This window comes from Chromobacterium amazonense, assembly GCF_001855565.1.
Classification (GTDB): Bacteria; Pseudomonadota; Gammaproteobacteria; order Burkholderiales; family Chromobacteriaceae; genus Chromobacterium; species Chromobacterium amazonense.
In genome coordinates this window covers 122,170-135,119 of sequence record NZ_MKCR01000001.1, presented here as the reverse complement: position 1 = coordinate 135,119, position 12,950 = coordinate 122,170, and the positions used below count along the sequence as shown (strand labels likewise).

Genomic DNA, 12,950 nt, shown 5'->3' with positions numbered 1-12,950 from the left:
CGCCGTAGAACCAGTTGGCGACGTAGATGTGCTTGACCTTGCGGATGGCGATGGTGCCGAAGAACACGATGGCGTAGATCACCCAGATCACGGCGATCAGCAGCTTGATCGGCCATTCCAGTTCAGCGTATTCCTTGGAGGTGGTGAAGCCCAGCGGCAGCGTGATGGCCGCCAGCACGATCACCAGCTGCCAGCCCCAGAAGGTGGCGGCGGCGAGCTTGTCGGAAATCAGCCTGACGTTACAGGTACGCTGCACCACATAGTAGGAAGTGGCGAATAAGCCGCAACCGCCAAAGGCGAAGATGACAGCGTTGGTGTGCAAGGGGCGCAGGCGGCCGAAGTGGAACCAGGGCCCGAAATTGAGCTCTGGCCACACCAACTGGGCCGCAATGATGACGCCCACCAACATGCCGACGATGCCCCAAACTACGGTCATGATGGCAAATTGGCGCACCACCTTATAGTTATAAGTGGATTGCGTTTCCATTTAAGGTTTTCTCCAAGGTTGCTAACTCAGAACATGAACAAACCGTAGCGACTTGAACTTTTTCAACGCAGCCCAATCTGCTGCATGAAGCGGTGGCACGTCGCGTGAACCGAAACAGCATGGTGGGGGCAAGTGCTTGACCTTTATCGAGAGGCTTCGATGTCTGTATTAGCAGCTCGCCAGCCTTTTCGACAGCACTAAATTCCCATCCAGACCAATGCCTTTATTCTAAATCAAGCATTTACCTCCAACCAGCTGGATGGGCGGCTTGGCTGTTCCGGCATGTTCTTGCCGTGGTACTACTCTCGTGGCAATCGTAAACAGTCCAAATTGCCACTCATGCAATTGTATTGGCATGCAGGCAAGGCTTATTGACATGGATCAATACGGCACAATTGGCGGCGCTTGCAGCGCGGTAATGCTAAAATCATCGCGTTTTGCAATGCATGCAGGCAGATCATGATCCAGTCCATCCCAGTACAGTACACTCTGCGGCCGGCATCGCCGGAAGCTCACCTGTTCGAAGTCACGGTTACCGTTTTGCAGCCAGCCAAGAATGGCCAGGTTTTTTTCCTGCCGGCGTGGATTCCCGGCAGTTATATGATACGTGAATTTTCAAAGCATATCGTATCGTTGTCGGCGGAAGCCAGCGGCAAGACGGTGGCATTGCGCCAGCTTGACAAAAACCGCTGGCAGGCCGAGCCGGCCAAGGGCGCGCTGACCCTGCGCTATCAAGTGTACGCCTACGATCTGTCGGTGCGCGGCGCCTATTTGGACGCCGAGCGAGGTTTCTTCAATGGCACCAGCGTATTCCTAGCCGCGGATGGCTATCAGGACGAAGCGTGCACGGTCGACATTCACGGGCCGGACGGCAAGTTTTATGCGGATTGGAAAGTTGCCACCAGCCTGCCGGCCGCCGACATCAAGAAGAAGAGCGGCTTCGGCCGCTATCAGGCATCCAACTACGACGAGCTGATCGATCACCCGGTGGAGCTGGGCAATTTCAAGAAAGTCAGCTTCAAGGCCTGCGGCGTGCCGCATGAGTTCGTCGTGTCCGGCCGTTTCCAGGGCGATTTGAAGCGCCTGGCAGAAGACACCCGGAAAATTTGCGAATACCAGATCCAGCTGTTCGGCGAGCCGGCGCCGTTCGATCGCTATGTTTTCATGCTGTTTGTCGGCAAAGACATCTACGGCGGCCTGGAGCACCGCGCCTCCACCGCGCTGGTGGCCAATCGCGACGATTTGCCGGCGCCGGGCGCGGCCGAAATCAGCGACGGCTACCTGAAGCTCTTGGGCCTGATCAGCCACGAATACTTCCACAGCTGGAACGTCAAGCGCATGAAGCCGGCGGCGTTCACGCCGTACGACCTGAATCGAGAAGGCCATACCCGCCTGCTGTGGGCGTTTGAAGGCATCACCTCGTATTACGACGACCTGGCGCTGGTGCGCTGCGGTTTGATAGACGAGAAGCGCTACCTGGGCTTGCTGGCTGAAACCATCACCGGCGTGCAACGCGGGGCCGGTAGACTGAAGCAGACTTTGGAGCAGTCCAGCTTCGAAGCCTGGACCAAGTATTACCGCCAGGACGAAAACAGCCCCAACAGCATCGTCAGCTACTACACCAAGGGTTCGCTGGCGGCGCTGGCGTTGGACCTGCTGATCCGCCGCGACAGCAAGGGCAAGCAGTCGCTGGACGACGTGATGCGCGCGCTGTGGGCCAAGTGGCTGGCGGACGGCAAGGGCTTGGAAGAGGACGAGTGGGAAAAGATCGCCATCGAAGCCACCGGCCTCAAGCTCAAGCCCTTCTTCGATCTGGCGCTGCGTTCCACGCAAGACCTGCCGCTGGCTGAACTGCTGGCCAGCCAGGGCGTCGAATTGAAATTCGAGGCGGCGCAAGGCGCGTCCGACCGCGGCGGCGTGGTGGACGCCTTCGCCGGCAAGCCCGCGCCGCTGACGCTGGGCGTGAAGACAGCGGCCGACGCCGCCGGCGTCAAGCTGGCCCAGGTGCTGGATGGCGGCGCGGCGCAGGCGGCTGGCCTGTCCGGCGGCGATGTGGTGGTGGCGGTGGACAAGCTGCGCGCCGTCGATCTGGACAAACAGATCGCCCGCTATCAGGTCGGCGACAAGATCAAGCTGCACGCTTTCCGCCGCGACGAGCTGATGAGCTTCGAGGTGACGCTGCAGCCTGCCGCCGAGGATACCTGCCGCCTGAAGCCGCTGCCGGATGGCGGCAAGTGGATCGCCAGCCGCTGAGCGGAAACGATACAACAACGAGCGGCGCCAGCAGGCGCCGTTCTGTCTATGCATGAGGCCGGCCATAAGCCGGACGATAAGGAGACACGCATGGCCCAACAGCCGGAAGTGAAGTATCGCAAGGATTACCAGGCCCCGGCCTTCCTGATCGACCGCGTCGATCTGGTGTTCGACATCGAAGATGAATTCACCCGGGTCCATTCCCGGCTAGTGGTCAACCGCAATGGCCAGTCCGCCGCGAGCGAACTGAAGCTGGACGGCAGCGCCAAGCTGATCGCCGTGGTGCTGGATGGCGAAAAGCTGGACGAAACCCGCTATCAGCTGGCCAATGACGTGCTGACCGTGCCCCAGGTGCCGGACAGTTTCATCCTGGAAATCGAAACCGAACTCGACCCGGTGGCCAATACCAGCCTGATGGGCCTGTACGCTTCCAGCGGCAATCTGTTCACCCAGTGCGAGCCGGAAGGCTTCCGCAAGATCACCTACTACCTGGACCGTCCGGACGTGATGGCCAAGTTCACCACCACCATCAAGGCCGACAAGCAGAAGTACCCGGTGTTGCTGTCCAACGGCAACAAGGTCGGCGAGGGCATGGTGGACAAGAAGCGCCACTGGGTTAAGTGGGTGGACCCGTACCGCAAGCCGGCCTATTTGTTCGCGCTGGTGGCCGGCAAACTGGTGGCGCTGAAGGACAAGTTCGTCACCATGCGCGGCCGCGAGGTTCAACTGGAAATCTGGACCGAGCCGGCCGATCAGGACAAGACCGCCCACGCGATGGAGTCGGTCAAGCACTCCATGAAGTGGGACGAGGAGCGTTTCGGCCTGGAGTACGACCTCGACATCTACATGATCGTGGCGGTGGGCGACTTCAATATGGGGGCGATGGAGAACAAGGGCCTCAACATCTTCAACACCAAGTACGTGCTGGCCCGCCAGGACACCGCCACCGACACCGACTTCGAAGACATCGAGGCGGTGATCGGCCACGAATACTTCCACAACTGGACCGGCAACCGCGTGACCTGCCGCGATTGGTTCCAGCTGAGCCTGAAAGAGGGCCTGACCGTCTACCGCGACCAGGAGTTCAGCGCCGACATGTACAGCCGCGCGGTCAAGCGCATCGACGACGTCAAAGGCCTGCGCATGGCGCAGTTCCCGGAGGATGCCGGCCCGACGGCGCACCCGATCCGTCCGGACAGCTACATCGAGATGAACAACTTCTACACCATGACCGTGTACGAGAAGGGCGCGGAAGTGGTGCGGATGTACGAAACCCTGCTGGGCCGCGAAGGCTTCCGCAAGGGCATGGACCTCTACTTCAAGCGCCATGACGGCCAAGCCGTCACCTGCGACGACTTCCGCGCCGCCATGGCCGACGCCAATGGCGCCGATCTGGAGCAGTTCGCGCTGTGGTACAGCCAGGCCGGCACGCCGCGCCTGGCGGTTTCGTCCAGCTACAACCCGGCCGAGCGAAGCTACACCCTGACCGTCAAGCAAAGCTGCCCGGCCACGCCGGGCCAGAACGTCAAGCAGCCCTTCCACATCCCGCTGGCGCTGGGCCTGGTGGGCGCCGACGGCCAGGACCTGCCCTTGCGCCTGGCGGGCGAAGCGGAGGCTGTCGGCACGTCCCGCGTGCTGGACGTCACAGCCGCCGAACAGAGCTTCACCTTCCTCGACATCCCGGCCGAGCCGGTGCCGTCCTTGCTGCGCGGCTTCTCCGCGCCGGTGAAGCTGGAATACGACTGGCGCGACGACCAGCTGGTGTTCCTGATGGCCAACGACAGCGACAGCTTCTGCCGCTGGGAGGCCGGCCAGACCTTCGCCGAACGTCTGTTCAAGCAACTGATCGCCGATGTGGCCGCCGGCCGCGAGCTGAAGCTGTCCGAAGTATTCATCGCCGCTTTCCGCTCGGTGCTGAAGGACCACAGCCTGGATCCGTCGTTCAAGTCGCTGATGCTGACGCTGCCGACCGAGGGCGAGATCCTGGAAATGGTGGACGTGGCCGATCCGGCGGTGATCCATCAAGTGCGCGACTTCGTGTTGGATCAATTGGCGCAGGCGCTGCGCGGCGAATGGCGCGAGGCCTACGAGATGAACCTCACGCGCGAGTACAAGCCGCAGGATGCCGGCAAGCGCAGCCTGAAGAACCGCGCGCTGTGGATGCTGAACCGTCTGGACGACGCCTGGCCGGCCGAAACCGCCGCCAAGCAGTGCCGCGAAGCCGATAACATGACCGACCAGATGGGCGCGCTGCTGGCGCTGCGCGACCGCGACGGCCAGGAGCGCGACGAGTGCTTCACCGCCTTCGCCTCGCGCTGGCAGAACGAAGCGCTGGTGATGGACAAATTCTTCATGCTGATCGGCGGCAGCCAGCTGGCCGGCACGCTGCAGCATGTGGAGGCGGCGCTGCTGCATCCGGCGTTCAGCATCCGGAACCCGAACAAGGTGCGTTCGCTGCTGGGCGCCTTTGGCGCGAACATGTTCCATTTCCATGCGGCAGACGGCAGCGGCTACCGTTTCATGGCGGACCGCATCCTGCAGCTGGACGCGATCAATCCGCAGGGCGCCAGCGGCCTGACCCGCGCCTTCCGTCGCCTGCAGAAGCTGGAGCCGGGCCGTCAGGCGCTGATGCGCGCGGAGCTGGAGCGCCTGGCCAAGGCCGAGCTGTCCAAGGACGTGTACGAGATCGTGTCGAAGATTCTGGCTTGATCCCATTTCTGCATCGATAAAAAAACGCGCTGGGCATCCAGCGCGTTTTTCATGGCAGGGCCGATATCCGACGGACTATTCGATGCGCAGGCGCTGCCCTGCGCCGCTATTGCGCTTCTTCGGCAACGTCAGGCACAGCACGCCATTTTCATACTTGGCGCTGGCGGCGTCGCGGTCGATGTCCTGCGGCAGCTGGAAGCTGCGCGACACCATGCCGTGGTAGCGCTCGCTGCGCAGTTTCTGCTGATCCTGGTTGGCTTCGTCAAACTGTTTGACCTCGGCCTTGATGGTCACCAAGGGGCCGTCGATCTCGACATGGATGTCCTCCTTGCCGACCCCGGGCAGCTCGGCGTCCACCAGATAAGCCTGCTCGGTTTCCTTCACATCCATCCTGATTTGCGATGGCAGCGCGTCGCCGTGCAACGGTTTGATGAAGAAGCCCGGGGTGAAGTCGCGGAAAAATTCGTCAAACAGGCTATGGCGGGCGGGCAACATGCTCATTTGCTTCTCCTTTCCTATCAGTGGCTTACGGCGGTCGCCGTGGTGATAGGGGAGATAGGGGCGGATCGCGCGGGATTCAAGAGTGGGCCGGCCCGACGTTTGACCGATATCAAGCCCTCAGCCACAAACCCGCGAAATCGGTCCAGCCATTGCCGCCCATCTGCAAGCCTGCCAGCTGGGGGCTGGCGCTATGGCCCACCTGCTCGTGCGATAGCGGCAGCAGCCAGCCTTCGGATACCAGCCAGTCGCCGGCGCGGCGGTATGCTGCCTGCCGCGCGGCGAACGCGGGCTGGGCCTGCAACTGGCGCATGTCGTCGGCCAGGCGGTTCCCTGCGGCGGCGGAGAGTCCCAAACGCAGGGTGCCGCAGCCGCTCAGCCATTCGAACATGCCGTAGTCGCGGTCGTCGTGCAGGATCTCGCTGCACAGGATCAGGTCGGCCTGCGCCTGCCAGGCGGAGGCGTCGAAGAATTCTCGTCGCGGCAGGCAGCGGATGTCCAGCCGGATATCGAGCGGCGCCAGCCGTTGCGCCAGCGTGGCGGCCAGGGCGGGAAAGCAGGGCAGATCGTAGTGGTATAGCGTCAGCGCGGGGGCCTTCAGCCGTGGCGGCGCGTTCGCGGCGGGGCGCGGATGCGTCCAGCCCGGTTGCAGGCCTTGCGCCGGTTGGCGTTCGTCGCTGGCGGCCACCGGATGAGGCGTCGCCAGATGGCTCATCAGCGGCAGCCGCTGCTCCGGCGGGATGGCGGGGCTGCCGGGCCGAATCAACAGGTAGGTGCAGGCCGACTGCAGCATGGTGGCGCCGTGCGGCGTGCCGTACTCCAATTTCAGGTGAAAGTCCTGTTCGTTTGGCGAGGGGATGATCCACAGCTCGATCGCGTCCAGCAGGGCGCGTTCGCGGTAATGGCGCTCGAAGGCCGCGAGCTTGAGCCGTTGCGGGCTGTGCAACTCGACGCGGAACGGGCCGCTGCCCACCGGCAGGCGATCGAAGTCGGGCCCGCGCCTGAGCGGAACGATGGAGGCATTGGCCGTGGCCAGTCTTTGCGGCCACAGATAGTCCGCTTCCGACAGCCGGCAGCTGAATGACAGCGCGTCGTGCGCCTCCACGCGCTGCAGATGGCCATACAGGGCATGGTAAGGATTGTCCGGCTGTTTGAGCCGCAGCAGGCTGGCTGCGGCGGCTGCTGCATCGAGCGCGCTACCGTCGTGGAAGCGCAGGCCCGGCCGCAGCCAGAAGCGCCAGTTCTTGCCTTCGGCATCGCATTCCCAGTGATGCGCCAGCGCCGGCCGCAGCGCTTTGCCCTGCTTGTCGTGACGGCACAGGCGGTCGAAGATCTGCCGCACTAGATGCGCCTCCAGCCGGGAATTGACCCGCTGCGGGTCCAGCGTCATTGGCGCGTGGGGAATTGGGATGCGCAGGCTGCGCCCGCTGTCGCGGGCCCCAAGGTGGGCCGGCAGGCTCGCCAGCAGCTGTTGCTGGCGGGGCGGGTCGAGCAGGGCAAAGGCCTGCTCCAGCTGGCCTCGTTCCAGCAGGCCTTGCACGCCCAGCCAGTCCAGTGCCTCCGGGGCCTGTGTGAGCCGCAGCGTGGAGCGGTGGCCGCGCCCGCGTCCGGCCTGCCATTCCAGCCAGCCCTGCTCGCGCATCCGGGCCAGCTGCAATCGCGCATTGCGCTCGCTGCAGCGCCATAGTTCGGCCAGTTGCGGCAGGCCGGGCTGGACGGGCGCCTCGCCGTAGGCCTGGTACAGCAGCTGGTATTGTTGATGCAGTTTCATGCCGCCTGTCCAGAAAAAGAGGAAGTATCTGTACGACATTGTATCCATTTTTACATTCCGCTTTATAGGCCATACTCGGCGTGTCCCCCTGTTCCCAAGGTATTGCCGTGTCGCCGCATGCACCCATCGTCCGCCGCATCTTGCTGTCCTCCTTCCTGCTGTCCTTGTCGCGCGCCGCGATCACGCCGCTTCTGGTGCTGACGCTGGCCAGGCAGCTTGGCCTGTCCTTGCAGGGTACGGGCATGTTGCTGGGCGCGGTGCTGCTGGCGTCGGCGCTGTCCGGCCTGTACGGCGGCTACTGGCTGGATAGGCTGCCGCGCGGTCCTGCCTTGCGCGGCGCGGCCATCTTGATGGCGGTCGGAGGCGTGATGCTGCCCTATGGCCACAGCTACGCAACGGTGGTGACGGCGCTGGCGGCGGGCGAGCTGGCGATGACGGTGTACGGCATCGCGGTCAAGGCGATATTGAGCGATCTGGTGGACGCGCCGCAGCGCGCCAAGGCGTTTTCGATGCGCTATACCCTGGCCAACGTGGCCTGGGCGGTGGGGCCGATCCTATGCAGCGGCATGCTGCTGTGGAACGAGCATGCGCCGTTCTGGCTGGCCGGGCTGCTGGCGCTGGCGGGCCTGCTGGTTCAACCGGGCTTGCCGGCCGCGCCGGCGGCGGCATCGGCCCGACCGGAAACCTTCGCCGCCACGCTGCGCACCCTGGCAGGCGACCGGGTGCTGGTGTGGTTCACCCTGAGCAGCCTGCTGGCCTACGTGATTTACGGACGGTTTTCGAGTTATCTGCCCCTGTACCTGCTGACGCGCATGAACGAGGCAGAGGCGATGCGCTGGATGTCTGCGCTGATCAGCTGCAATGCCATCGTGGTGGTGCTGCTGCAATACCCCTTGGGCAGGCTGCTGCAACCGCATCGGCTGATCCGCGCGATTCTGGGCGGCTTCCTGCTGATCGGCGCAGGCATGCTGTGGCTGGGCAGCGTGGACAGCCTGCCCATGATGTGCGCGGCCATCGCCCTGTTCACGCTGGGCGAGATCATCCTGGTGCCGGCGGAGTATCTGTATATCGACGCCATCGCCCCGGAATCGATGAAGGCCAGTTATTACGGCGCGCAGAACCTGGCTTCGCTGGGCGGCGCGCTGGGGCCGGCGATGGTGGGCGCGCTGCTGTCGCATGGGCCGTCCTGGGTGGTGTTCGCCATATTGGCGCTGCTGTGCGTGGCCGGCGCGGCGCTGGCGCTCTACAGCGAGCGGCTGCGGTTGCGACAGAACGGCGCGCGAATGGCTTTTCCTTTGCCGGGTTCTTTGTCATGATCAAGCGTTTGCTTGAATCGCTGCGCAGACGGCGACGGCATGACTCGGCGAGGAAACCATGGAGAAACTGCAGCAGGATTATCATGTGCCGGTGGCCGATGGCGAGCGCTTGTATCTGAAGCGCATCGGCCGCGCCGGCGGCGCGCCGGTGCTGATGGTGCATGGCGTGATGGGCAACGGCCGCATCTTCTATACCGATTCCGGCAAGGGGCTGGCGCACTTCCTGACCGATGCCGGCTACGATGTCTATGTGGCGGATTTGCGCGGCCGCGGCAAGAGCTTGCCCAAGATCGGTCCGCACAGCCGCCACGGCCAGACCGAGACCATCTGCGAGGACCTGCCGGCGCTGCATGCCTTCATCCGCCGCAAAAGCGGCGGCCAGAAGCTGCGCTGGATCGCCCACTCCTGGGGCGGCGTGCATATGTCGAGCTGTCTTGTGCGCTTTCCAGACATCGCCGCCGAGGTGGCGAGCGTCGTGTATTTCGGCTCCAAGCGCAGCGTGCGCGTGCGCAACCTCAACAAGCTGGTCGAGGTGGACTTCATGTGGAATACCGCTTCGCGCTGGTTGATCAAGGTGTTCGGCTATTTGCCGGCGCGGCGCATCCGGCTGGGGGCCGATGACGAGAGCGACAAAAGCCATCTGCAAAGCAAGCTGTGGGCGCAGCCCAAACCGTGGATCGATAGCGATGACGGTTTCGACTACGCCGCCGCGGCGCGCGCCGGCCATATGCCGCCCACGCTGTATTTCGCCGCCGTCAACGACCCCTGCCGCGGCCATCCGGAGGACGTGCGCCGTTTCCGCGACGAGTCCGGCCCGCACCTCTCGCGCTTGCATCTGCTGGGGCGGCGCGCTGGCCATCTGCACGACTACAACCACGTATCGCTGCTGACCCACCCCGATGCGCCGCGCGACCATTTTCCGCTGGCGCTGGACTGGCTGGCGGGGCGCTACGACGCGGTGGCGGAAAATTATTGAGCGCCAGTCCCTGATGCTTCGTGCGGGCTGCGGCGCCCGCTCAGAATAATTGGCCCAGCCGGCGCCAGACCTCGTCCGGCACCCACAATAGCGCCGAGGTGGTGACCAGGTAGCGCAGGAATTTGCCGACGGCCATGTAGCACACGCTGGGCCAGAACGAGATGCGCAGCCAGCCTGCCAAGGTGCACAAGGGATCGCCGATTCCCGGCAACCAGGAAAGAAGCAGGATAGGGGCGCCGCGAAGGCGCATCCAGCGGACATAGCGTTTGCCCAGCGGCGCTTTGCCAGCGGGAGGCGATGGGCAGGCCGTTTGGACGTGGGCATGGCCATGCTTGCGATGGCTGCGGCGCAGGCGATAGCGCAGCAAGGCGAGCTTGGCGCCATAACCCATCCACCAATCTATGATCCCGCCCAAGGTGTTGCCGAGCGTGGCGACGGCCAGCACAGGCCAGAACATGTCCGGCTTGAGCTTGATGTAGGCGAAAACCGCCGGTTCCGAGCCTAGCGGCAGCAGGGTGGCGGAAACCAGGCTGATCAGAAAAATGGCGGACAGCCCCACTTTTGGCAGGTTCAGCATGTCCAGCAGGGCGTTGAGCAGTTCTTCCATGGCATGGGGTTCTAGGCGTGTGGGTGGTCAGGGATGATAGCATCCGCGAAATGTCAGCGAAGATTGACGTCCGGCATTCGCCTTGCGGCCCGGCTTGTGGTAGAAAGCGTCAGCCCGTTTTTTGAGCAAAACCGACATGACCGCGCTGCAATTCGATCTTGATACCGTTCTCGACACGCTGGCCGAACAAGGCTGGATCGTGATTCCCCAAGCCCTGCCGGCCGAGCTGACCGCCAATTTGAGCCAAGCCTGCCTGCAAGTATGGGACGAGGGACGCTTCCATGAAGCCGCCACCGGCCGCGCCGATGGCCAGGCGCGCCGCGCCGAAATCCGCTCCGACTCCGTGCTGTGGCTGGATCAGGTGGCCCAGCTGCCGGCTGTCGCGGCTTATAACGCCGCCATGGACGAGATCATGCGGGCGGTGAACCGCGGCCTATATCTGGGCCTGGCCGAGCTGGAGTCTCACTTCGCCGTGTATCCGGAAGGCGCGTTCTACAAAAAGCATCTGGACCGTTTCCAGGACGACGACGCCCGCGCGCTGACCACCGTGTTTTACCTCAATGAAAACTGGCCGGCCGGCGCCGGCGGCCAGATCCGCTTGTACCTGGATCAGGACTGCCAGCAGTTCATCGACGTGGAACCGGAGGCCGGCACGCTGGTGCTGTTCTTGTCCGACCGTTTCTGGCACGAGGTATTGCCGGCCAAGCGGCAGCGCTTGTCCGTCACCGGCTGGTATCGCCGCCAGGGCGGCAGCCTGCCGTGGTGAGCTCTCTCGCTCCCATCTGTTTTGACGCCGGCTCCGCCGGCGTTTTGTTTTTGGGTGGTTTTTTCTTGTGAGAATGGTCGGGCGCGCCGCCGCGATGTCACAAAAGTCCACATCAGGCTGATCTCGCCACTATATCGGCCTTCCATGCCTGCGTTAGCCTAGTTCCATCCACAAATGGAGGAGAACAACATGCAGGCTCGTCTGGAACAATGGAAGCAGTATCTGCTGACCGGGGTGTCGCACGTCATCCCCTTCATCGCCAGTGGCGGGATCCTGATCGCGCTGGCCATTTCGCTGGCGCCGATGACGGGCAAGGGGCCGGACTTCAGCCACGCGCCGGTGCTGAAACTGATCATCGATATCGGCGGCAGCGCCTTCGCGCTGCTGCTGCCGGTGCTGGCCGGTTACATCTCCTATGCCCGCGCCGGCAAGCCCGGCCTGGTGGCGGGCATGGTGGGCGGCCAGATCGCCCATACCGTCAACGCCGGCTTCCTGGGCGCCCTGATCGCGGGTTTGTTGGCCGGCAGGGTGGTCGAGCAACTCAAGAAAATGCCTGCGCCCAAGGCGCTCAAGCCGCTGATGCCCATTCTGATCATTCCCATCCTGTCCTCGCTGGCCATCGGCGTGCTGATGTTCGAGGTGCTGGGCGTGCCCATTGCCAATCTGATGGTCACGCTGGGCGTCTGGCTCAAGTCCATGGGCGGCGCCAACGCCATGGTGCTGGGCGCGCTGCTGGGCGCGATGGTGGCGTTCGACATGGGCGGGCCGATCAATAAAGTGGCGTTCTTCTTCGGCGCCAGCATGATCGCCGAGGGCCAATACCAAGTGATGGGCGCAGTCGCCGCGGCCGTGTGCATTCCGCCGCTCGGCCTGGGTCTGGCCACCAAGCTGCGCAAGTCGCTGTGGACCGAACAGGAGCGCGAAGCCGGCTCCGCCGCCCTGGGCATGGGGATGATAGGCATCACCGAGGGGCCATTCCGTTTGCCGCGTCCGACCCGCTGCGAGTGATCCCAACCATCGTCGCCGGTTCCGCCCTGGGCGGCATGATCGCCATGCTGGGCGGCGTGGGCGACCACGCGCCGCACGGCGGCCCCATCGTGCTGCCGGTGATAGACAACCGCTGGATGTTCGCGCTGGCCATCGCGGCCGGGGTGCTGCTGGTGGCCGTCACCATCAATCTGCTCAAGGCGCGCGCCGCGGACCGCTTGCCGGCCGCCGCGCCTGCCCATGAATAACCGTGTCTTGCCAGGAGAAAGAATATGAAAGTCGTCGCCATTACCGCCTGCCCCACCGGCATTGCCCACACTTACATGGCCGCGGAGAAACTGGAAAGCCTGGGGCGCCAGCTCGGGCATGACATCAAAGTGGAAACCCAGGGCGCCATCGGCATCGAGAACGAGTTGTCCAGCCGGGATATCCAGGCCGCCGATGTGGTGCTGTTGGCGGTGGACATCGCCATAGAGGGCGAAGAGCGTTTCGAGGACAAGCGCGTGGTGCGGGTGCCGATCCAGAACGTGCTGAAGGATGCCAAGGCGGTGTTTGCGCTTCTGTAAATCCGGCTGGCCCG

Annotated in this window: 12 protein-coding genes; 8 read left to right on the top strand and 4 right to left on the bottom strand. The window is 63.8% G+C overall.

Annotation, left to right across the window (positions count from 1 at the left end):
• Nucleotides 1–487 (bottom strand): cbb3-type cytochrome c oxidase subunit I (locus BI343_RS00665; protein WP_211269360.1); only part of this gene is annotated, 487 nt, incomplete at its 3' end.
• Nucleotides 488–946: 459 nt separating this feature from the next.
• Between BI343_RS00665 and BI343_RS00660 the strand changes: the two genes are divergently transcribed.
• Both BI343_RS00660 and pepN read left to right on the top strand, forming a co-directional pair.
• Nucleotides 947–2,740, top strand: coding sequence for a M61 family metallopeptidase (locus tag BI343_RS00660; protein ID WP_071108245.1), 1,794 nt, complete (start codon nt 947–949; stop codon nt 2,738–2,740).
• 90 nt (nt 2,741–2,830) lie between these two features.
• Nucleotides 2,831–5,449 carry an aminopeptidase N gene (gene pepN / locus BI343_RS00655; protein ID WP_071108244.1) on the top strand — a complete coding sequence of 873 codons (2,619 nt, stop codon included), beginning with the start codon at nt 2,831–2,833 and terminating at the stop codon, nt 5,447–5,449.
• 75 nt (nt 5,450–5,524) lie between these two features.
• Here the strand turns inward: pepN and BI343_RS00650 are convergent, their stop codons facing one another.
• Nucleotides 5,525–5,950: an Hsp20/alpha crystallin family protein gene (locus BI343_RS00650; RefSeq protein WP_071108243.1), complete on the bottom strand. Its 426-nt coding sequence runs from the start codon at nt 5,948–5,950 to the stop codon at nt 5,525–5,527.
• 109 nt (nt 5,951–6,059) lie between these two features.
• Nucleotides 6,060–7,718, bottom strand: coding sequence for an SgrR family transcriptional regulator (locus BI343_RS00645; protein ID WP_071108242.1), 1,659 nt, complete (start codon nt 7,716–7,718; stop codon nt 6,060–6,062).
• A gap of 107 nt (nt 7,719–7,825) precedes the next feature.
• Here BI343_RS00645 and BI343_RS00640 point away from each other — a divergent pair, with 107 nt between their 5' ends.
• Together BI343_RS00640 and BI343_RS00635 are read left to right on the top strand one after the other, a co-directional pair.
• The gene (locus BI343_RS00640) at nt 7,826–9,034 is read left to right on the top strand and encodes an MFS transporter (protein WP_071108241.1); all 1,209 of its coding nucleotides are present in this window, start codon (nt 7,826–7,828) and stop codon (nt 9,032–9,034) included.
• A gap of 58 nt (nt 9,035–9,092) precedes the next feature.
• The gene (locus BI343_RS00635; protein ID WP_071108240.1) at nt 9,093–10,010 is read left to right on the top strand and encodes an alpha/beta fold hydrolase; all 918 of its coding nucleotides are present in this window, start codon (nt 9,093–9,095) and stop codon (nt 10,008–10,010) included.
• Between the two features lie 40 nt (nt 10,011–10,050).
• Here the strand turns inward: BI343_RS00635 and BI343_RS00630 are convergent, their stop codons facing one another.
• Nucleotides 10,051–10,617 (bottom strand): YqaA family protein, encoded by a 567-nt coding sequence (locus BI343_RS00630; RefSeq protein ID WP_071108239.1) that lies wholly within the window; start codon nt 10,615–10,617, stop codon nt 10,051–10,053.
• 136 nt (nt 10,618–10,753) lie between these two features.
• Here BI343_RS00630 and BI343_RS00625 point away from each other — a divergent pair, with 136 nt between their 5' ends.
• The 4 genes from BI343_RS00625 to BI343_RS00615 all read left to right on the top strand — a co-directional run bounded on the left by BI343_RS00625 (nt 10,754) and on the right by BI343_RS00615 (nt 12,936).
• Nucleotides 10,754–11,383 (top strand): 2OG-Fe(II) oxygenase, encoded by a 630-nt coding sequence (locus BI343_RS00625; protein ID WP_071108238.1) that lies wholly within the window; start codon nt 10,754–10,756, stop codon nt 11,381–11,383.
• Nucleotides 11,384–11,572: 189 nt separating this feature from the next.
• Nucleotides 11,573–12,391: a PTS fructose transporter subunit IIC gene (locus tag BI343_RS00620; RefSeq protein WP_211269359.1), complete on the top strand. Its 819-nt coding sequence runs from the start codon at nt 11,573–11,575 to the stop codon at nt 12,389–12,391.
• Nucleotides 12,388–12,618: a hypothetical protein gene (locus tag BI343_RS20120; protein WP_211269358.1), complete on the top strand. Its 231-nt coding sequence runs from the start codon at nt 12,388–12,390 to the stop codon at nt 12,616–12,618. Before BI343_RS00620 ends, BI343_RS20120 begins: the two co-directional genes overlap by 4 nt.
• 24 nt (nt 12,619–12,642) lie before the next feature.
• A complete protein-coding gene (locus BI343_RS00615) occupies nt 12,643–12,936 on the top strand; it encodes a PTS fructose transporter subunit IIB (RefSeq protein ID WP_071108237.1) in 294 nt (97 codons plus the stop codon).
• Nucleotides 12,937–12,950: the final 14 nt, after the last annotated feature.

Bases quoted from the DNA above. Each gene is read 5' to 3' on its own strand.
- BI343_RS00660 (WP_071108245.1), top strand. From the start codon at position 947: ATGATCCAGTCCATCCCAGTACAGTACACTCTGCGGCCGGCATCGCCG.
- pepN (WP_071108244.1), top strand. From the start codon at position 2,831: ATGGCCCAACAGCCGGAAGTGAAGTATCGCAAGGATTACCAGGCCCCG.
- BI343_RS00650 (WP_071108243.1), bottom strand. From the start codon at position 5,950: ATGAGCATGTTGCCCGCCCGCCATAGCCTGTTTGACGAATTTTTCCGC.
- BI343_RS00645 (WP_071108242.1), bottom strand. From the start codon at position 7,718: ATGAAACTGCATCAACAATACCAGCTGCTGTACCAGGCCTACGGCGAG.
- BI343_RS00635 (WP_071108240.1), top strand. From the start codon at position 9,093: ATGGAGAAACTGCAGCAGGATTATCATGTGCCGGTGGCCGATGGCGAG.
- BI343_RS00630 (WP_071108239.1), bottom strand. From the start codon at position 10,617: ATGGAAGAACTGCTCAACGCCCTGCTGGACATGCTGAACCTGCCAAAA.
- BI343_RS00625 (WP_071108238.1), top strand. From the start codon at position 10,754: ATGACCGCGCTGCAATTCGATCTTGATACCGTTCTCGACACGCTGGCC.
- BI343_RS00620 (WP_211269359.1), top strand. From the start codon at position 11,573: ATGCAGGCTCGTCTGGAACAATGGAAGCAGTATCTGCTGACCGGGGTG.
- BI343_RS00615 (WP_071108237.1), top strand. From the start codon at position 12,643: ATGAAAGTCGTCGCCATTACCGCCTGCCCCACCGGCATTGCCCACACT.